Annotated in this window: 15 protein-coding genes and 1 other RNA gene; 4 read left to right on the top strand and 12 right to left on the bottom strand. The window is 60.4% G+C overall.

The genetic code is table 11. The features are described from left to right. The 6 genes from DW189_RS01535 to mltG form a co-directional block, all read right to left on the bottom strand. Nucleotides 1-2,781, bottom strand: a complete 2,781-nt coding sequence (locus DW189_RS01535; RefSeq protein WP_141417512.1) for a DUF5689 domain-containing protein — start codon at nucleotides 2,779-2,781, stop codon at nucleotides 1-3. Between the two features lie 187 nt (nucleotides 2,782-2,968). After that, on the bottom strand, nucleotides 2,969-3,433 hold the full coding sequence (locus DW189_RS01530; RefSeq protein ID WP_022332969.1) for a DUF4293 domain-containing protein: 465 nt from the start codon (nucleotides 3,431-3,433) through the stop codon (nucleotides 2,969-2,971). A 6-nt stretch (nucleotides 3,434-3,439) separates the two neighbouring features. Then, nucleotides 3,440-4,387, bottom strand: a complete 948-nt coding sequence (locus DW189_RS01525; RefSeq protein ID WP_162851436.1) for a glycosyltransferase family 2 protein — start codon at nucleotides 4,385-4,387, stop codon at nucleotides 3,440-3,442. Nucleotides 4,388-4,408: 21 nt separating this feature from the next. Beyond that, nucleotides 4,409-4,978, bottom strand: coding sequence for a DUF4199 domain-containing protein (locus tag DW189_RS01520; RefSeq protein WP_055203294.1), 570 nt, complete (start codon nucleotides 4,976-4,978; stop codon nucleotides 4,409-4,411). Nucleotides 4,979-4,996: 18 nt separating this feature from the next. Then, nucleotides 4,997-5,599 carry an L-threonylcarbamoyladenylate synthase gene (locus DW189_RS01515; RefSeq protein ID WP_117506631.1) on the bottom strand — a complete coding sequence of 201 codons (603 nt, stop codon included), beginning with the start codon at nucleotides 5,597-5,599 and terminating at the stop codon, nucleotides 4,997-4,999. Between the two features lie 20 nt (nucleotides 5,600-5,619). After that, complete coding sequence (gene mltG / locus DW189_RS01510) at nucleotides 5,620-6,633, bottom strand: endolytic transglycosylase MltG (protein ID WP_117506630.1); 1,014 nt, start codon at nucleotides 6,631-6,633, stop codon at nucleotides 5,620-5,622. Nucleotides 6,634-6,682: 49 nt separating this feature from the next. Here mltG and ffs point away from each other — a divergent pair. Continuing rightward, nucleotides 6,683-6,781: signal recognition particle sRNA small type (gene ffs, locus DW189_RS01505), an RNA gene on the top strand. A gap of 223 nt (nucleotides 6,782-7,004) precedes the next feature. Here the strand turns inward: ffs and DW189_RS01500 are convergent. The 4 genes from DW189_RS01500 to DW189_RS01485 form a co-directional block, all read right to left on the bottom strand. Next, complete coding sequence (locus tag DW189_RS01500) at nucleotides 7,005-7,547, bottom strand: hypothetical protein (RefSeq protein ID WP_018695361.1); 543 nt, start codon at nucleotides 7,545-7,547, stop codon at nucleotides 7,005-7,007. After that, the gene (locus tag DW189_RS01495) at nucleotides 7,531-7,821 is read right to left on the bottom strand and encodes a DUF2089 family protein (RefSeq protein WP_022332975.1); all 291 of its coding nucleotides are present in this window, start codon (nucleotides 7,819-7,821) and stop codon (nucleotides 7,531-7,533) included. Before DW189_RS01495 ends, DW189_RS01500 begins: the two co-directional genes overlap by 17 nt. 142 nt (nucleotides 7,822-7,963) lie before the next feature. Next, on the bottom strand, nucleotides 7,964-9,673 hold the full coding sequence (locus DW189_RS01490; RefSeq protein WP_117506629.1) for a hypothetical protein: 1,710 nt from the start codon (nucleotides 9,671-9,673) through the stop codon (nucleotides 7,964-7,966). Between the two features lie 2 nt (nucleotides 9,674-9,675). Continuing rightward, nucleotides 9,676-12,660 carry a tetratricopeptide repeat protein gene (locus DW189_RS01485; RefSeq protein ID WP_117506628.1) on the bottom strand — a complete coding sequence of 995 codons (2,985 nt, stop codon included), beginning with the start codon at nucleotides 12,658-12,660 and terminating at the stop codon, nucleotides 9,676-9,678. A gap of 178 nt (nucleotides 12,661-12,838) precedes the next feature. Between DW189_RS01485 and DW189_RS01480 the strand changes: the two genes are divergently transcribed. From DW189_RS01480 to DW189_RS01470, 3 genes are read left to right on the top strand one after another with little or no spacing between them, the layout of a single operon-like run. Then, nucleotides 12,839-13,021 (top strand): hypothetical protein, encoded by a 183-nt coding sequence (locus DW189_RS01480; RefSeq protein WP_026318269.1) that lies wholly within the window; start codon nucleotides 12,839-12,841, stop codon nucleotides 13,019-13,021. Between the two features lie 44 nt (nucleotides 13,022-13,065). Continuing rightward, the gene (locus DW189_RS01475) at nucleotides 13,066-14,382 is read left to right on the top strand and encodes a PAS domain-containing sensor histidine kinase (protein WP_117506627.1); all 1,317 of its coding nucleotides are present in this window, start codon (nucleotides 13,066-13,068) and stop codon (nucleotides 14,380-14,382) included. A 49-nt stretch (nucleotides 14,383-14,431) separates the two neighbouring features. Next, nucleotides 14,432-14,839 carry an OsmC family protein gene (locus DW189_RS01470; protein WP_032135902.1) on the top strand — a complete coding sequence of 136 codons (408 nt, stop codon included), beginning with the start codon at nucleotides 14,432-14,434 and terminating at the stop codon, nucleotides 14,837-14,839. Nucleotides 14,840-15,017: 178 nt separating this feature from the next. On the opposite strand, the gene DW189_RS01465 is transcribed toward DW189_RS01470, so the two are convergent. Together DW189_RS01465 and DW189_RS01460 are read right to left on the bottom strand one after the other, a co-directional pair. Continuing rightward, complete coding sequence (locus DW189_RS01465; RefSeq protein WP_117506626.1) at nucleotides 15,018-16,256, bottom strand: TolC family protein; 1,239 nt, start codon at nucleotides 16,254-16,256, stop codon at nucleotides 15,018-15,020. Continuing rightward, complete coding sequence (locus DW189_RS01460; protein ID WP_117506625.1) at nucleotides 16,253-19,285, bottom strand: efflux RND transporter permease subunit; 3,033 nt, start codon at nucleotides 19,283-19,285, stop codon at nucleotides 16,253-16,255. Before DW189_RS01460 ends, DW189_RS01465 begins: the two co-directional genes overlap by 4 nt. Nucleotides 19,286-19,288: the final 3 nt, after the last annotated feature.

Genomic DNA, 19,288 nt, shown 5'->3' with positions numbered 1-19,288 from the left:
TCAATAGACCTGTACGCCCAGCACGATGGCACGCCCCGTATTGCGATCCGATGCCGCCGTGAAGTCGGGCGACGTGGAGATCGTCACGGTCGATGCGGCGGTCAGCCCCGTGAGCTGGAAGGTGTAGTAATCGGAATCGGTCACGTCGGTGAAGGTGAAGTCGTTGCCCGACCCCGTGGCACCGGCACTGGCCGTGATCGCATGGTTGTCGGCACCGCTCACCGCACCGCCGTTGTTGACACGGATGTAGACCGTGGCGGCCTTGCCCGTCCATGCCACGGCATAGAACGAAAGTTTCTTGTCGCCCGTGAGGGATGCTCCCAGCGCCTCGGAGGTGAATACGCCAGCAAGGCTGCTCGTACCGAGCTTGAAACCCGTAGCAGGCTGGCCGTCAATGGTCGAGTTGGAAGGATAGTAACGGTCGGTCGTGCTGGTGGAAGCCGGGATGAACTGGCTCATGGAGGTATAGATGCCCTTGGTATCGCCGCCCGACCCGGCCGCGAACTGCGTGAGCGTAACCTCGCGGCTGTTACCGCCCGCAACCGAGACGGTCATCGTGCGTACGATGTCGTCGGAAGTCGTGTTGGGAGCCGGAGGCGTGACGGTAACGGTGGTACCGTTGACGACGGCCGTGAAGGGCGCAATCGCATCGTTATCGACCGTCAGGGCGTTCGACCCGAGGTTGACGACCGTAACCGCGACATTCTTGGTTACCGTCTCCTCGGCACCCCAGGTCAGCGACGCGGGGTCGACCTCCGTAATCACGGGCGTCGAAGCATCGACCTTGAAGTCGGCGACATCCGCCGCGGACTGCGGGTAGAGCTGCGCCGCACCATCGTAGACTTCGGCCACTCCGGTCAGCGAACCGGCCGTCACGGTCGACGAGATCAACTCGCCGCCCCATGCGACGGTCTTGTAGGTACGCACAGCCAGGTCGCCGCTCCCGTCGGTAAACAGGCGGGTCGAATAGTTGGCTGTACCGCTGTACCACATCTCGCCGGCCTCGCCCTTGAATGCGAGCCCCGTGACCTTCACGTTCATACCCATATAATCGTTCGAATTGAACTGCGCGAGGGTGACGGACGGCACGACCATCTGCACGGGCGACGAGTTGTCGACCGCGGTCGTTACCTTATTGATCTTATACAGGCCGTAGGAGTTGTAGACCGTACTCGTCGCATCGAGGGTCAGCGTGATCCGGGCGCCGACCGGGTAGTCGGCGACGGTTTCGTACGCCGCATCGCCGAGCAGGATACCCGAACCGGCATCCCCGGTGTTATCCACGACGGAGATCATCTGGTAAAGGTTGCCGCCCGCGTCGTTGGCGGCGATATATCCCTGAACGGTCTGTCCCGTCCACTCTCCGAGCGAAGCCTCGGCGCCCGAAGCAGGAGCCAGCCCCTTGACGAAGGCAACGAATTCGGCAACCGTCTTGGGCTCGGCACTCGGCTTGGCGGCCTGCGCGACACGCAGGGTCAGCGGCGTGACGCCCTCGCCCGAGAAGGTGATGCTGCCCAGGTCTTTCGATGCGGAGGTTTCATTGGCTGCGGTCGCCGTGACGGTGACCGTACCGTTGTTATCCCCGCCCTGGGGTGAGATCGTGAAGCCGTCGCCGCTCATGGTGGCCGTCCACGCGATGTTGGCCGTGACGGTCACGGTCGCCGTGGCACCCGACGCCGAGCCCAGCACGAGGTTATCCTCGGGCGAGATGCTAAGCGAAGCCCCCGAAGCGACGAATGCGGCCACGTCCGAAGGCATGGTCGGGATGACCTGTATGTTCTTGAAATTCTGTTCGGCGGTACCGAGCAGGGCGCCCGTCTTGTCGGCGATCGTAAGGTCGGCGAACCCGGCGGCATCGGTAGCCGTAGCCATATAGCTCTGAACGGTCTCGCCTCCGGCGGCATCGAAACGCACGACGCGCTTGGCGGAAGTCGCCCACGCCTCGCCGACGAACGACGACTGCGGCGTGAGGTTCGTGACCCGGACATACTGCCCCTGGTAATTGCCCTCGTTGAGCGTCGCGGCCGAAAGCGTCGGCACGGCCACCTCGACGGCAGGATCGTCGGAGACGGTCACCACGACGTTCTTCAGCTCGCGCAGATTGCCGTAGGGCGCATACTGGGCGGCCGACAAGTCGAGCGTAACCTTCTTGCCGACCGGATATTTCGCGCTGTTATCGCGGGTAAACTCGGTCGTGCTGTAAAGGATGATGGCCGAGTTGGGCAGCGTGATGTTGTCGCCGACATAGAGCTTGCCGAAATTATTGCCGCCCTCGTTGTTGGCGAGGATCACGGCGGGAATCGTCTTTTGGCTGTAATTCAGCTCTTCGGTACCGCTTTCGAGGCTCGGCCACGTGTTCTTGATGTAGGCCACCAGCGCGCTCACCTCGCCGGCCTTGGGCGCCTCGCCCTGCTCGATGGTGACCTCTTTCGTCCAATAGGCGCCATATGCGTTCTTCAGGTTGAACGAGAGCTTGGCGATACGGCCCACGTTGCTCGCGGGGATGGTGAATTCGACGGTACCGTCGCCCGAGCCCTGAGTTGCGGAGGGCGTAACCCAGTCGCTGCCCTCCAGCACTTCGAGCGTCCAGGGGCGGTTGCTCTTTACGGTGAATGCGGAGGCGCCTTCCGGGGCACCGTCGGCATTGAACGTGAGCACGTCGGGGGTGACTTCGAGATAAGGCATCCCCTTGTCGTCGTTATCGTCCACACATGAGGCCAGGGCCACGGCGGCAAAGAACACCGTGCCGGACAATAACTTCCAAAAGTTCGATTTTTTCATAGAAGCGTTTATTTTAGACAGGAATGAATGAATTTCCTAATTTCCTGTATATCCGCTTCAAATCGAATGCCAAGGAATGCCTTTCAACCGCCGGACGGCTCCGGCAGGCACAAAAAAATATATCCCGCAAGCGGGATATATTCAGCGGACGGGCCGATTGATGCCACGTCCGGTCGTATGGCGCGCGTCAGCGTATTCTATCGGCGGCACGTACCATCAGTTCGTCGCGAAAAACAGCCCGTGCAGCGAGGTAGGCGAACAGCAGGCACACGAGCGGCAGTGCGATGGCGGGCCGGAAACCCTGCGTATGGAACGAAAGTTCGGAAAAAACCCGCCAACTGAGGAAATAATAGGCCGCTTCCATAACCGCAGAACCGATCAGCAGCACGATCTCCACGACACAGAGCCGGATCTGGAGCAGGCGGCGTTTGAACAGGAAGATCGTAATGAAAGGCAGCACGCAGGCCAGTGCCAGCACGACGCCCATGTAGACGGTCGACTGTACAGCCTCTCCGGCCGAGGTCTGCAGGGAAAAGGCATAGAGCCGGAACTCACCCGCGTCGCCCGCGAACCAGGCCAGCGGGGCAAAGAGCGTAACGGCCATGAGCGCCGTGACGATGAGCAGATGGAGTGTTTGGATTCGTTGTATCATAATTATTTACAAAGTTTTATCAATCAGGTATTTATTCCTGTCCGACGAACTCCGGTTGATGAGCTCGCCCAGGAACCCCGCCAGGAACAACTGCACGCCGAGGATCACGGCGAGGATCGCCAGGTAAAAGAGCGGCTGATCGGTGACCGGGCGCAGCGACAGTCCGTGTACCTGTTTCCAGATCTTTGCGGCGATGATCCACACCGTAGTCCCGCCGCCGATAAGGAACATCAGCGTCCCCAGACTGCCGAAGAAATACATCGGCGAGCGGCCGAAATGCGTCATGAACAGCACGGTGATCAGATCCAAGTAGCCTTTCACGGTACGTTCGAGGCCGAACTTCGAGCAGCCGTATTTGCGGGCGTGGTGCTCGACGACCTTTTCGCCAATACGGCGGAACCCGGCCTGCTTCGCCAGAATCGGAATGAAACGGTGCATCTCGCCGTAGACCTCGATCGACTTGACGACCTTGCGGCGGTAGGCCTTCAGCCCGCAGTTGAAATCGTGGAGTTTGATGCCAGAGACCCGGCGCGCCGTCCAGTTGAAGAATTTGCTCGGCCAGCGTTTGCCGACCGGGTCGCGGCGCTTCTTCTTCCAGCCGGATACCAGGTCGTACCCTTCTTCGAGGATCATGCGGCGCAGTTCGGGAATCTCGTCGGGCGAATCCTGCAGGTCGGCATCCATCGTGATGACGACCTCGCCTTCGGCTGCGGCGAAACCGCAGTACAGGGCTGCCGACTTGCCGTAATTGCGGGCGAAGCCGATGCCGCGGATCGCCGGGTACTTCTCCCGGAGCGATTCGACAACCTCCCAGGAGCCGTCGGACGAACCGTCGTCCACGAGGATCACCTCGTAGGCATAGCCATGCGACACGGCAACGCGGTCGATCCATGCCACCAGTTCGGGCAGGGACTCGGCCTCATTGTAGAGTGGTACTACGACGGATATGTCCAGTTTATTATTCACGGTATGTCCCTATTCGCTTAGCGGGGTATCGAACGGTTTGGGCGCACGCGACAACACGCCTGCAATGATAAGGCCGAAAACGGCACCGAACAGGATGCTCACGAAAGTTACGGCCCACAGCGTTCTTAAAAAAGAAGGTTCGGGGGTATTCTGTATCTGGTCGAACATCTGCGACAGCATGGATTCCATGTTGGCCGGCACCCCGCCGTTCCGCCCTATAAAATCGGATAATGCGGCTGTGGTACGCTCCGTATAGTTGGCGTAACCGATGAAAAAGTGCAGGTAAAGGTATTGCACGATACCGACGATGAGCCCCGCAACGGTCGAAACGGAGAGGATGTAAGCATACCCCTGCCCGAAGGAGAAACCCTCCTCGGCGGTATACATCATCGAATACCGGCGCGTGAAACGGTGCAGCAGATAGTAATGCAGCACGACGACGGCAATCCATTCGATTGCGTACAGGCCGAAACTGGCCGAAATCTGCAATCGGGTTTCCAACATGAACGAGACGGCCAGCAGGGCGCCTATGATCGCGCCGTACTTGGCGACATCTTTCCAGAAATTCGTTTTTTCCATATACTGTTTATATTAATCTCATTGCAGTTCCCCTTTGCCCTCGCGCAGCACTTCGGGCTCGTCGCCCGTAAGGTCTACGACCGTCGTGGGAACATTGTCCCCCATGCCGCCGTCGATCACAAGCGCCACGTCGCGGCCATAGCGCTCATGAATCAGTTCGGGATCGGTGGTATACTCCACGACCTGGTCGTCGTCCTTCACCGATGTGGTGACGAGCGGGCAGCCCAGTGCGGCGACGATGGCGCGGGATATGGCGTTGTCCGGAATGCGGATGCCGATCGTACGGCGCTTTTCAAGCGCCTTGTCGGGCACGCGCGAGGATGCCGTGAGCACGAACGTGAAGGGCCCCGGCAGGTTCCGTTTCAGGATCCGGAACGCCGTGTTGTCCACACGGCAATACTCCGCCACCTGGGCCATATCCCCGAAGACCACCGAAAAAGCCTCGGCATCCCTACCCTTCATCCGCCGTAGGCGTTCGATGGCCTTGGGCGAATGGAGCGAACAGCCGAAAGCATAGACGCTGTCGGTCGGATAGATGACGATCCCGTCGTGGACGAGCACGTCAACCACCTTCTGCAATTCCCGCTCCGAGGGGTTCTGTTCGTAGATCTTCGTAAGCATCAGGACAAATGTACGAAAAATTATTTAATCTTGCGCCGGTTCAGTTCGGCGCTGTAAGCCCGGGCATTGGCATTGTGCTCGCGGAGCGTCCGTGCGAAGTTGTGGTAGCCGTCGAACGTCGCCCGCGCACAGAAGAAAAGGTAGTCATGCTCCTCGAAATTGAGCACGGCGTCGATGGCGTCGATGCCGGGCATGCAGATCGGCGAAGGCGGCAGCCCCTTGTTCCGGTAGGTATTGTAGGGCGACTCGTATTTCAGGTGTTTGTGCAGGATGCGCCGCAGCCCGAAGTCCTGCATGGCATACTTGACCGTCGGATCGGCCTGCAGGGGCATCCCCTTGCGCAGGCGGTTGACGTACACCCCTGCGATACGGGGCATCTCGTCGGTCTTGCGGGTCTCCTCGTAGACGATCGATGCGAGGGTCATGACCTCGAGCCGGCTCAGACCGCTGCGTTCGCGCAGGGCGTCGCGCCCGGGCGTCCAGAAACGGTCGTACTCGCGCTTCATGCGCTGCACGAACTCTTCGGGGGTCACCGTCCAGTAGAACTCGTAGGTGTTGGGGATGAACATCGAAAAGAGCGTCACGCTGTCGAAACCCACGCCACGCGCCACTTCGGGCGAGGTCAGCACCTGCATGATCGCCGTGGAGTCGGCGTCGATCTGCCGGGCGAGTTTCTGCGCGAGCTGCGCCGGAATGCGGGCATTGTTGATCGAAACCCGTACAGGGGTTTGAAGCCCCAGTTTGAGCATCCGCGCTACCCGGATCACGCTCATCCCGGGCTCCAGCACATAGTGGCCGGGCTTGAACGTCTCCGGCAGGTTGATGCGCCGGGCATAGACACCGAAAGCCCAATGGTGCCTGAGCCGGGGCAGCAAGGAATCGGTGAGGCTTTGGTAGTCGGCACGGCTGCCGATATAGAGGTCGCGCCCCGCGCGCACGGCATTCCCGTAAAATTGCTGCCGCAGGACAAAACCCGTGACAAGCAGGCACGCAAGGCAGGCGAAAAGGATATAGCGAAAAGTTTTTTTACGCATCGGGCCGAAAATTTTTGCAAAGATATAAAAAATTCCTACTTTTGTGCCCGGGTGAGTCTTATACGACCAGCTCCCACAGAATCCCCCAGGCGAGGAATCGAGCAAGGGTATGTGGTCGTAGCGGTGCGATATAAGGAGCTCACCCTTTTTTTGTTATACGGTGCCCGGGTCACATAGCCCCGGGCACCGCTTTTTTGCTCCATCGCGGCATGAAAAAACGTCAACGAACAAACCTGCCGCCGGCATAAAATCCAATCGTATTGTGTTGCCGGCAAAAAAAATGCATACCGGATGCAGCAGCCGGCCAGTGCATTCCAGTAAAGGCATAAAAAACGGGACGAAGACGTCCCGCGCGGCATGATTCCGGTATTTTATTTCGAATAGGCGATCAGCAACTGGTTGACGACGCTGACGAAAACATAGCAGATGACAAAGATGGAAATCCCGCGCCACCCCTTCATATTGGCCGAGACGAGGTAGGCGAAACAGCCCCAGACCATCGACCAGGCCATCGAGACCGACAGCAGGATCACGATCAGGTTATACCCTGCGAGCTTCATCACTTCGCAGGCGCTGCGGGGCTCGCAGACAAGCCCTCCCAGCCATTTCGAAGGCACGCTCAGCACCCCGAGTATGACGATCGTGGGCAACATGGCAAAAAGGTTCGTGGCAAAGATATCGACTGCGCGGATACGCGACGGCGAGAAGAGCAGGGCCAGCACGTAGAGCAACAGCGAAAGGGGAATCCACAAAAGCAGGTTCGAAGAGAGGATCGTGACGATCTTCGACAGATCGTCCCCGACAGGCCAGCTCACCGCCGTCAGCAGGCAGATGGAAAAAAGAGTCCCGGCAAGGCCCCAGCCGAGCGCTTTCCCGGTAGAAAGGTATTCAAACGGGTTAAGAATCCTGTTCATCGCCTTCGAATTGATTAAGTTGAGCAATTATGTCGTCCAAACGGTTGCGTACCGTAGGGTAACTGAGCCCTAATTTCTGCGCCATCTCCTTCAGGGAGCCGCTGCTTTTTACGAAATCGAGCACGAATTGCTGGTCGGGAGCCGAAAGCTGCATCATCACCGGGAGGTTGTAGTCGCCTTCGATATGCGTATCGCATCCGTTGCAATGCATCGCTTGTACGCTCAATCGTTTACCGCAGGAGGGGCATATCTTGGGGAGGTTCTTCAGTGCCATATAAGTTCAAAAAGTTGTATTTATGCCATATCAGGTTTCACAAAATTAATATATTTTTTCAATATATCACACAAATGTGCAAATTCCTGCAAAAACCGACGGCAACAGCAACAGCTGCGCGTCACAGACCGGAGGTGGGATTTCAGAAGTTGGCTTTCACCCCGACCGTGAAATTTGCCCCGTATTCCGGATACCACGGGTATTGGTACAGGCGGCGGTTGATCAGGTTACGGCCCTCGGCGAAGAGCGTAATGCGTCCCGAAACCTTCCAGTCGAAATTGACCCGCAGGTCGGCGGCAAAGGGCACTTCGACACTGCCGAAACTCTCCGCCCCGGATGCTGCATCCAGCTGGTAATCGGACCATTTACGAGTGCTTTGCAGCCAGATACCCGCACCGAACGAAATCTTGCGGCCGTCGTAGTGGGCGGAAAAATTGCCATCGAAAGCCGGGGCACCGTTATGGAGTTTGGTCTCGTCGTCGTTATAGATATAGCCGTGCACGCCCAATTCCGTCCGGAAACTGCTCGCGGGACGCCACGTCACCTCGCCGTTGAACGACAAGACGGTTTGGCGGGCCATCGACGGCAGCATGGTCAGCCCGGCGGCAAGAATATCGCTCCCCTGCACGACATCGGCACTATACCAGTAAAGGTGGTTGTCACGGATCGAGAACCCGGCATAGGCCCGGTAGTCGAACTTCCCGCGCCAGATACTGCCCCCGATACCGAAGCGGCCGTTGTAATCGACCGAACTCTTAGTCCCGAATACGGGATTCAGCAAATAGGGATTCAGCTTCGTAAGCGAGCGGTAGCTGTTGTCGTCGACGCTCCCGTCCATCTCGAAGAACGGGCACAACCCGTCCGTACCGAGGTTCAGGTTCAGCCGCACGAAGGGGAGGATGTAGTTCTCCGCCTCGACGGATTTAATCTTGTCGTGGTAATAGTCCGCACCCGCTTCGAGGCGTACTACCCCACCCTCGATACCGTAACGCAGCGCGGCATGTATCCGTTGCTGGTTATATTCGTCGAGGGCCTTCTGTCCCGCAAGGCGCTCGTAGCCCACCTCGGCAGCCAGGCGGTGACGCCCGAAACCGCGGGCGATCTTCGCATGGGTTTCCAGTGTGGTCTGGCGGGCCTTGTCGTTATAGTCCGGCCACTCGGAATGGTCGAAAAACATGCCGCCCCGGATGGCGATTTCGAAATTCACGCGGCTCAGATCCTGGAAATCGTCGCCGAAGCGCACCGCGATGTTCGCATCGCCGTAATCGGCCATCGAACCGGGTACGGCATCGGCAGAGAAGTCCGGCGCGAGGTACATACCGTAGCGGTGGTATATGCGGTTCTCGTAGGAGAGGTCGCCCTCGAGCACGTGGCGGCCGAAATATTTACCCGCAGCGGCGCCGATACGGTTGAGCATCCGCGTCGAATTGTTCTTGACGCCAAAGTCGTTCCCGATCTTGGAATAGCGCCCCTCGTGGTTGACATAGCCCACCACATACCCCGTCCCGGGGTTCTGGCTCGAAGCATAGAAATCCAACACCGAATTGAACGGGTAGCCCATCCCGGCCTTGAGGTAGAAAGGCAGCGGGCGGTTGAATTCCCAGTAGGTTACCGTCGCAGGGCGGATCGGCCGCGTGGCGAGGGTCGTCTGCAACGACAGCGGTGTGATCGTATAGTCGATCTCGGGACGCATCTTCACCGTGTCGGTCATGTCGGGCACGACGGCGAGTTTCGACGCCCCCTCCACACTCGGCACATAGGCCTTGGTCACTTCGACCCGTTTCTCGACCTGCGCGCTCGCGCCCCAGGGCAATGCCGCCATCAGCGCGGCTACAAACAACATGCGTTTCATCGTCAGTTCAGTTTTGCGATCCGTTCCTTGGCTTCGTCCACGATCCCGTCGTCGGCAGGCGAATAGCCGTCCGCGACGCTCTGGTAGGTCGCCCGCGCCTGGAAATTGTCTCCCTTGCGGACATAGACGTCGCCCAGCAGGATGAAGGCCTTGGCCAGCCAGTAGGCCTGGGGTTCCCGTTCGGAATAGGCGAATATCGCCTTCTCGGTCTTGTCCATATCGCCCTTTTCGAAGGTGTCCTCCAGCACGTAATAGGCGGCGGCGGAACCCTCCTTCGAGCGGACGTCCGCGGCCAGTTCCCTGTAAAGCTTCACGGCATCGGCACGGCGATCCTGCTGCCGCAGCAACTCCGCCCATGCGAATTTCGATTCGCGCAGCGCCCCGGCCCCGGCATCGGGATGCGCGGCGACATCGGCAGCCATCGCCTCGATTTTCGAAGCGTCGCCCCCGGCCAGCGTGGCGCGCACGTAGCCCGTCATGGCATCCTCGCGCCCGGCCACCGTCGTCGTGACGTCGTACAGCTTGCGGAATGCGGCGGCGGCCTCGTCGTAACGCTTGTCCTCATAGGTCAGCTCCGAAAGTTTTTCGAGCACCGTGACCGAATACTGGTTCGTACCCTGCCCGGCCAGTTCGGTGAGGGTTTCGATGGCATCGCCGCGCTCGCCCGTGCGGAGGTAACAGTCGCTCAGGAAATAGAGAGCATCGTTCAGGTAATACCCCTTGGGGTAACTCCTGACATAACTGCGCAGCGACTTGGCGGCAGCGTCGGTCTGCCCGGCCAGGTAAAGTTTTTGGGCGGCGGCGAACGACAGCGAGTCGCGCGACACGGCTGTCAGGTCGCTCTCCATGCCCACCCTGGCGGCATAATCGAAATAGTCGTCGACCTTGCCGTCCGAGACATAGATCTCGCGGATACCCTGCATGGCCCCTTTGGCTTCGGACGACTGCGGGGCCGTCTCGACCACCATGTCGTAATATTTCAGCGACTTTTCCTTGTCCCCCAGGTTGAGGTAGGCGAGCCCCAGGTCGGCAAGCGCCTGTGCACGGCGCGGCGACGAGGGATAGTCGGCAATGAACCGTTCCAATTGTCCGGCACCTTCGGCATAACGTTCCTGCGCGATATAGGAACGGCCGAGCTCGTACGAGGCGGCATCGACATAGTCGCCCTGCCCTGCGGCAACGATCTGCCGCAGCGCCTGCAGCTTGGGCTCCGTGCGCCCGAGGATGCCGAGCGTCACGGCGCGTTTATACTGTGCGTAATAGCGTTCGGGGGTGTTCAGCGCAACGGCACGGTCGTAATCCCCTACGGCCGCTTCGAATTCGCGGTCGGAATAGCGGATGTCGCCCAGCCGGTTGTAGGCATCGGCGCGGTAGCGGTCGCGGGCCGGATAGGCTTCGAGGAACTTCTCGAACGCACTGCGCGCTCCGGCCATGTCCTTGCGCGAGAAATCGCAGTAGCCGAGGTTGTAGAGCGCCATGGCATATTCGTCCTCGCTGCAGGGGGCACGCTTCAGATAGGCGTTGTATTTGGCCGCAGCGACCGTATAGTCGCCCTGTGCGAAGGCGATTTCGCCCTGCCAGAAGGAGTTGAGCGCACTGTATTTGGGGCTGACATTGATGGCCGCGGATTCGGCCAGGTAACGCTGCGCGGCACGCATGTCACCGGCGCTGTACGCCTCCAGACCGCGGAAATAGGTGATCTTTTGCAATGCGGCACGGATGTCGGCATCCTGTGTCGGGAAGGATTTGATGGCCCGGTAAGCCGCGTCGTAATCGTTCGAATTGTAGTAGGCCGCGATCAGCAGCGAACGGGCTTCGCCCACGCGCGGAGAATCGGGATACTGTCCGACATAGCGCGTCAGCACGTTGATCGCGCCGTTGAAGGCACCGCCGCCCAGCTCGTATTGCAGTTTGCCGTAGTTGAACAGCGCGTCTTCGGCGATCACCGGATCGAGCTTGTCGTCCGCTGCCATGGCGAACGCCTGCATGGCGGCCTGCTTGTCACCCGCACGCAGATAGCAGTCGGCCAGGTGGTACGAGGCATTCTGCGTCAACGCATCCTCGGCACCGCAGGCCTTGCGCAGGAACTCCGCAGCCTCGGGATAGCGTGCCGTGCGGTAAAGCGAGAAGCCCATCAGATAGCTGCCGTCACGGTCGAGTTCGCCGCCGGCAGCCGTAAAAGCGTCCAGATGCCCGATGGTCTTGTTATAGTCGCCCAGGTGAAACCACGATTCGGCGATGACGCGCTCCAGTTCCTGCCGGCGTTCGGGCACGGCGCGGCGCACCAGTTCGTCGCCGTTCTCGACGACATAACGGTAGTTTCCGTCGCGGAATTCGATCTGCAGGAGGTAATACGGCACCACGGCACGGTAGGCATCGCTGCGCTGCAAGGCCGTGAAGCCCTGTTTCGCACGCCCGTAGCGCCCTTCGGCATAGTCGATATAGGATTTGTAATAGAGTGCATGGTCGGCATATTCGCTCTGGGGGCCGATGCGGTCGAAATAACCGAAAGCCTTGTCGTAACTGCCTTCGGTAAATTCGACATAGCCCATGCGGATGTCGTACTGCTCCTTGCGCGAGCGGCTCAGCGCCTTGTAATCGGTCTTTGCGAAAGCCTCGCGGGCACGCCTCATATCGCCCTCGGCGCAATAGAGCGACCCCAGCGAAAACCGCACGTCGTTGGCGTAGACCGAACCGGGATAACGCGCCTCGAAATCGCGGAGCGCCCCTTCGGCATCGCGGCTGCCCAGTTCGACGGCACAGGCCGCCAGGTAGAAATCGACCGTCTGCGCAGCGACACGGTCGGAAGGCGCGAGCACGTCCCGGGCCCGGAGGAACTCATGCCGGGCATCGCTCCAGCGGCCGTAGTCGAACAACGACCGTCCGCGCTCGATAAAGGTCTCACTTTCGGGCACCCCGGCCTGCACCCGCAGGGTGCATACCGCGCACAGCGCGAGGGTCAGCAACAAGCTCAGTTTTTTCCGCATACGCACATAAATTCTTACAAAGGGCAAATATACGAAAATTTGCCTTCCCCGCATACCCCTGCCCCAAATATACCGGTATAAAACCGGAACCGACACCCCGGCGGCGCCCGGGAAGGTTTGCATCTGTCGAAAATTATCCATACCTTAGCCGGGCCGTTACGTCCTTAACTCACCCAAAATGAAATTGCGTCTCTTCCACCGTAACAAGCCCGCCGGAATACAGGTTCCGGCCGTATGCGACACGCTCAGCCGGGTTTCCGTCGCCTGCATCGAACTGACGCCCGAAGGGGAATTAACGGATATCAACATGCAGGCATACAAGGTACTCCGCCTCGGGGGGGGGATTTTTCCCATCCGCTGAGGATTTCCGACCTGTTCTCCGTCTGCCAATACCAAAAAGACCTTTTGCCCGCTATTTTCGAGGGGCTGCAGCAACACAGGGACTGCGGCGACCTGCCGCCGCGGACGTACATCCGGCTCCGCAGGCACCAGCTGAAATTCCACATCGAAGGCCGCTTCGTCGGCCAATACGACCGGCACAGGAAGTTGCGCCGGGTCGTGTTCCTGTTCCGGGACACCGAGGAGGAAATATCCCGGAAGTTCATCCTCGACACGGCGTTGTCGCAGACGAAAATCTTTCCGTGGTTCTTCGACCCTGACAGCAACCTGCTGACCATCGACCGACGCTGGTTCGCATACCTGGAGCTCCCGAATGACGGCGACACGATCAGTGCCGAAACATTTTTCAGCCTCGTCCACCCCGACGATCGGAAAGCGCTGTCGCAGGCTTTCGCCAACCGACTCGCCGGCGAACCTGCCCCCGACACAGTCACCTACCGGCTGCGCCGCGGGGACGGGACTTGGGAATGGTTCGAGGAGCAGTCCGTCTCCCCGGGCCGGACCGCCGACGGTTTACCCTACCGCATCGCAGGCATCTGCCAGAGCATCCAGGCCCACAAGGAGGTCGAAGGACGCCTGCGCGAAGCCCGCGACAAGGCCCGCGAGAACGACCGGCTGAAATCGGCGTTCCTGGCCAACATGAGCCATGAAATCCGGACGCCGCTCAACGCCATCATCGGCTTCGCCAACCTCGTGACATGCGACGACGTCCCCTTCAGCGAAACGGAAAGGCAGGAGTACAGCCGCCTGATCTCGGCCAACGGCGACCAGTTGCTGCGCCTGATCTCGGACATCCTCGACCTTTCGAAGATCGAGTCGAACACCATGGAGTTCTGTTTCGGCGACCAGTCGCTGCACACGCTGCTGTCGGATATCTACCAGTCCCAACTGCTCACCATGCCCCCACAGGTCGAACTGAGGCTCGAACTCCCGCAGGCCGACACGACGATCCGCACCGATGCCTCGCGGCTCAAACAGGTCATCAACAACCTGATAAACAACGCCGCGAAGTTTACCGACAGGGGCAGCATTACATTCGGGTACCGCACGGACGAGGGCGCGGGAGAGGTCGAACTGTTCGTCAGGGATACGGGGAAAGGCATTTCGCAGGAGCACGTGGGCCGGATATTCGAGCGTTTCTACAAAACCGACTCCAATGCGAAGGGCGTCGGGCTGGGGCTTTCCATCTGCCGCACGATCATTGAAATACTCGGCGGCGACATCTCGGTCGTCTCCGCACCGGGCAAAGACACCTGCTTTAAGATCGTGCACCCCGTCCACCGTACGGAAACGGCGGCGGAAACCGCGGGGGCATACCGGTAAGGTACGATTCTTGCCCCGCTTGCAGCGTTCAACATAAATTCTGTGACTTATGATCGAAAAAGTAACGCTGCAACTCTCCGGGGATGCGGACTTCACGTCCGAAGGCGGGCCCCGCTGCGAGGAGATGAACCCCAAGACACTGCTGCTCTATGCCGCGGCGAAATGCGTCGGCAAGACAGCCCTGATGATTATGGATAAGGAACGCTTCCGCCCCAAACGCTTCGAGATCGGCATTTCGGGCGAGCTCTCGGACGAAACGCCTCAATCCGAAAGTACCTTCAAATCGTTCCACGTGGTCTACAACATCGAATGCGACACCGAGGACGACCAGGCCAAGGTCGGCCGTGCAGTGACGCTGGCGCACGAAAAGTATTGCGGCATGATGCAGATGCTGCGCAAGGTCGCACCCGTATCGCACGAAATCGCGGTGGTCAGCACCGACGCGGTGAAAGCCTGACGCGACGGACAGGATATACAGAAACGGGGATTATCGAAAATCCCCGTTTTTTTGTACCCCCACAGGCAGGAAACCGGCGACGGCGTCCCGAAGAGGCGGTCTCGGCCATGCGGTTTCCGCAGCCGGAACAGGCATCCCCGCCGCGACGGCCTGCCGGGCAGGGCCTGCCTGCCGCCGCTCACTGCGCCGTGATGCGCAGGTAGTCCGATACCGCCACGGCATAGTTGTAATGAGCCTTGATTGCATTGGTGTAGAGCTGTATCCAGCTCAGCTGCGCCTGCAACACATCGAGGATCGTAGAGAGCCCCTCGCCGTAGGAATAGGTGCTGATGTCGAGGTTTTCGCCGGCGATGCGCAGGCTCTGCTCCGTGGCATCGACCTGTGCCCGGCTGTTGACCAGCGCCGTCCAGCCGTTCATCTCGTCACGCACGATATTGTCGTGCAGCAGCGCGGTGTTCCACTCGCTCTGCCGCTGGACGGCGCGTGCAGCACCCGTGGCGCGGCGGCGTTCGCCCCAATGGAAAATCGGGAGCGTGAGTTTCACGAACGCCGAGCCGTCGACCGTCGTGGCGCCCGTCCGGTTGGGGAAATACGGCTGCCACGAGCCGCCGATGCCGACGCTCACCTGCGGATTGAACGGCGCGCGCGCCGCCCGGATACCCGCGTCGGCCTGTTCGCTGCGCAACCGGGCAGCCATATAGTCCGGACGGCGCCCCAGCACCTCGTCGGGCAGTACGCGCACAGGCTGCGGCAGCGAATCGCGGATGCCCTGAGCAAGTTCCACCGCAAGGTCGGGATCCGTGCCGCGCAGGATGTTGAAATTGTGCAGCGCGACGGTATAATTCTGCTCGGCACTCACCAGCCCGTACTGCGCTTCGCTCAGACGGGCGTCGATCATTAGCACATCGCCCTTGGCAATGTAGCCCTCGGCGAAACGGCGGTCGACGACCTCCTTGAGCGAGCGGATTATGTTGACATACTGGCGCATGGATGCGGCATACAACTCCATGGCGGAGAGGTTCCAGTAGGTATACTCGGCCGCATAACGCACGTCGAGCTGCGTGAACTCCTCGTCGCAGAGAGCGATGTCGTAGCCCAGCTCGGCCTGTTTGTAGGCCGCACGTACGGCCCCGCCGCCGTAGACGGTCTGCACGAGTTGCGGAAGGACGCTGAAATTCCACCGCTCCACCCCGTCGTAGTGGTGTACCGTGGCGGTGAAACTGCCGTCGAGCGACAGCCGCGGCAGGTAACCCGTACGAGCCTGTCCCATGGTCTCGGAAGCCGCATCGCTCTTCGATGCGGCGACCTTCAGTTCCCAGCTGTATTCGGTCACGGCCTGCCGGTAGTCGCCGAGCGAGGTCTGGGCGGCGGCGGGCACGAAGGCCAGCAGTGCGGAGAGGATCAGATAATTCTTCATGACTTGCGGATATTGTAGAAAATGGCATAGACGACCGGCAGCACGCAGACCGTCAGCAGCGTGGCGACGAGCAGGCCGCCCATGATCGTGGCGGCCATGGCGCCGAACATCGAGTCGAACAACAGGGGCAGCATACCGAGGATCGTGGTACCCGAAGCCATCGCCACGGGGACGATTCGGCTGCGCGTAGCCGCCGTGAGGGCTTCGTAGGCACCCTTGCCTTCGGAGCGCAGCACGCCGATCTGCTCGACCAGCACCACGGCGTTCTTGATGTTCATGCCCACCAACCCCAGCAGTCCCAGCAGGGAGAAGAAGTTGAAAACCTTGCCCGTGACGGCCAGTCCGAGCACCACGCCGATGAAGATCAGCGGGATCATCAGCAGGATAACGGTCGGCTCGCGGTAGTTGCGGAAAAGCAGGAGCAGCACGATGAAGATGAGCACCATCGTCAGGGGCATATACCTGGCCAGGGCCGAGTTGGATTCCTGCTGGCTCTCCTGCTCGCCGAAAACCTTCATCGAATACCCTTCGGGGAGCACCACGCCGCGCAGAACCGAATCCCGCAGCGCAGCGTAGAGCCGCATGGTGTTGACCCCGCGGCCGGGGTCGCACTGCGCCTTCATGACCCGCTGACGGTTGTAGCGTTTCACCACTCCGACGCGGTATTCGAAGCGGAAGCCGTCGGTCGCCTGCTCGATGGAGTAGACCTTGCCGGCGGGGGTGAAAATCGGCAGTGCCTGCAGGTTGGTGAGGTTGTAGGTGTCGATATTCTCGTCCTTCAGAAGGATCGGCATGAACTGGTCGCCCTCGCGGTATTCGCCGAGGCGGTAACCCTGCGTGGCGATGGTGATGCCCTGCGCCATCTGGCTGCGGGTGACGCCGATACGCTGCCCCTTCATCTGCGAGTAGAGCGGCAGCCATGTCGGGACGCGGTTGCCCCAGCTGTTGCGGATGTTGACCGTGCCTGCCGTCCGCCACATGATCTCTTCGGCGGCCTGCGTCAGGCGGCGGAGCGTGTCGATATCGTCGCCGATAAACCCGAATTCGATCGCCGCATCGGGCACGGGCGAGAGTTTGAAAAGCGACGAGCGCAGCCACACGTCGGGGCACATCGCCCGGACATAGGCGTTGAAACGCGCCTCGACAGCTTCGGTCTGCTCCTTATCGTGCAGTTCGACGAGGATGTTCCCGAAATTGGGGCGCAGCGAAACGCTGCTGCTGGCCAGGTAGTAGCGCGGCGGCGTGGAACCCATCGTCACCGAGACGGTCTTCACCTCGGGCTGCGCATGAAGCCACTCCTCCATCGTGCGTAGGTTGCGTTCCGTGTCCCGGATATTGTACCCCTCGGGCAGCAGCACGTCGGCACGGAAATAGGGCTTGTCGAGCGACGGGAAGAAATTCTGGGGCATAAGACCCATTACCGCCAATGCCGCCGCAAAGAGCGCCACGACGCCTGCCACGACGCCCCACCGCCATCGCAGCAGGGCAGCCAGCAGGCGGTCGAAAGCGCGGTAAAATTTCGTATCGTAGGGATCGTGCGCGGCAGGGTTCACGCGGAGCATGAAGTCGCCGAAAAGCGGCGTCTGCGTCAGGGCCAGCACCCAGCTCAGCAACAGCGACAAGGCCAGCACGACGAACAGCGGCTTGACGATCTCGGCCACGGACGACGGCGCCAGGTAGAGCGGCAGGAACGAGAAAATGGCGATCAGCGTCGCGCCGAGCAGGCTCCAGCGCGGGGCATTCGCCCCGTCGACGACCGCACGGCGCCGCGCGACACCCCGCAGCATGGCCTGCTGCGCGTTGTCGGTCACCACGATGGCATTGTCCACGAGCATCCCCATGGCGATGATGAACCCGGCGAGCGACGTACGGTTGAGCCCCTCGCCCAGAAACTGCATCAGCAGCAGCGTACCCCCGATGGAAAACAGCAGCGAGCTGCCGATGAGCACCCCAGCGCGGAAACCCATGACGAGCATGATGATCAGGATGACGATCGCCACCGACTCGGCGAGGTTCAGCACGAAGGTCGCATTGGCCTGCCGTGCAATGCGGTTTTCGGGATAAAGCACCGTAAGATCCATGCCGACGGGCATCTGGCGCGTAAGGCCGTCGAGCACCCGGGTGATCTTCTCCCCGGTTTTCACTACGTCGACCTGCGCCTCGGTCGAAATGCCGATGCCCACGGCACGGCGGCCGTCGACTCGCATGAGCGTCTGCGGCGGGTCGGCATAGCCTCGTTCGACGCGGGCGATGTCGCCCAGGCGGTATTGTTTGCCCGAGGCAGCGGTCAGCATCTGGTTCGAGATATCGTCGAGGCCCTTGTAGGTTCCGGCCTCGAGTATCTGTATCTGGAGCGCCCCGGCCTGTTTTTCACCGCTGTTGACGATGGTGTTCTGCTGGCCGATGGTCGCCACGATCGTTTCGGGGCGGATAGCGAAGTTGGCGAGCGCGGCAAGGTTGACATAGACGTTCACGACGGGCGTCTGCTCGCCGAAAAGACTCACCTTCTGCACGCCGTCGACCGTCACGAGCGCCGTCTTGATCCGCTGTGCCCAGTCGCGCAGTTCCGCCCAGGTGAAACCCCCGTCGACCGACAGGCCGTAATAGATACCGTAGACGTCGCCGAAATCGTCGGCCACGGTCACGGGCGAAGCCCCGGCAGGCAGCCGGGGCTGGATGTTGAGCACCTTGCGCCGCAGTTCATCCCACAACTGGGGTATCTCGGAAGCACGGGTCGCAGGGTCGAGTTCGACCAGCACCTTCGACAGCCCGTAATAGGATTCGGACGTGATTTTATGCACGAGGCGCATCGACTGCACCTCGCGCTCGATGGGTTCGGTCACGAGCTGTTCGACTTCGAGCGGCGTGGCGCCCGGGTAGGAGCAGACCAGCGACGCACTCTTGATGACGAATACCGAGTCCTCCTTTTTTCCCAGCGTAACGAAGCCCAAGGCTCCGCCCGCCAGCAGGATGAAAAGGAAAAACCAAACGACTTTTCTGTTCTTCAATGAATATTCGGGCAGGCTCATCGT

Source organism: Alistipes sp. AM16-43 (assembly GCF_003435745.1).
In the GTDB taxonomy this organism is placed as follows: domain Bacteria; phylum Bacteroidota; class Bacteroidia; order Bacteroidales; family Rikenellaceae; genus Alistipes; species Alistipes onderdonkii.
This window is presented reverse-complemented; position numbering and strand designations above follow the sequence as displayed.

Coding starts and splice junctions, on each gene's coding strand:
- DW189_RS01535 (WP_141417512.1), bottom strand. CDS start 2,781: ATGAAAAAATCGAACTTTTGGAAGTTATTGTCCGGCACGGTGTTCTTT.
- DW189_RS01530 (WP_022332969.1), bottom strand. CDS start 3,433: ATGATACAACGAATCCAAACACTCCATCTGCTCATCGTCACGGCGCTC.
- DW189_RS01520 (WP_055203294.1), bottom strand. CDS start 4,978: ATGGAAAAAACGAATTTCTGGAAAGATGTCGCCAAGTACGGCGCGATC.
- DW189_RS01515 (WP_117506631.1), bottom strand. CDS start 5,599: ATGCTTACGAAGATCTACGAACAGAACCCCTCGGAGCGGGAATTGCAG.
- mltG (WP_117506630.1), bottom strand. CDS start 6,633: ATGCGTAAAAAAACTTTTCGCTATATCCTTTTCGCCTGCCTTGCGTGC.
- DW189_RS01500 (WP_018695361.1), bottom strand. CDS start 7,547: ATGAACAGGATTCTTAACCCGTTTGAATACCTTTCTACCGGGAAAGCG.
- DW189_RS01495 (WP_022332975.1), bottom strand. CDS start 7,821: ATGGCACTGAAGAACCTCCCCAAGATATGCCCCTCCTGCGGTAAACGA.
- DW189_RS01490 (WP_117506629.1), bottom strand. CDS start 9,673: ATGAAACGCATGTTGTTTGTAGCCGCGCTGATGGCGGCATTGCCCTGG.
- DW189_RS01485 (WP_117506628.1), bottom strand. CDS start 12,660: ATGCGGAAAAAACTGAGCTTGTTGCTGACCCTCGCGCTGTGCGCGGTA.
- DW189_RS01480 (WP_026318269.1), top strand. CDS start 12,839: ATGAAATTGCGTCTCTTCCACCGTAACAAGCCCGCCGGAATACAGGTT.
- DW189_RS01470 (WP_032135902.1), top strand. CDS start 14,432: ATGATCGAAAAAGTAACGCTGCAACTCTCCGGGGATGCGGACTTCACG.
- DW189_RS01465 (WP_117506626.1), bottom strand. CDS start 16,256: ATGAAGAATTATCTGATCCTCTCCGCACTGCTGGCCTTCGTGCCCGCC.
- DW189_RS01460 (WP_117506625.1), bottom strand. CDS start 19,285: ATGAGCCTGCCCGAATATTCATTGAAGAACAGAAAAGTCGTTTGGTTT.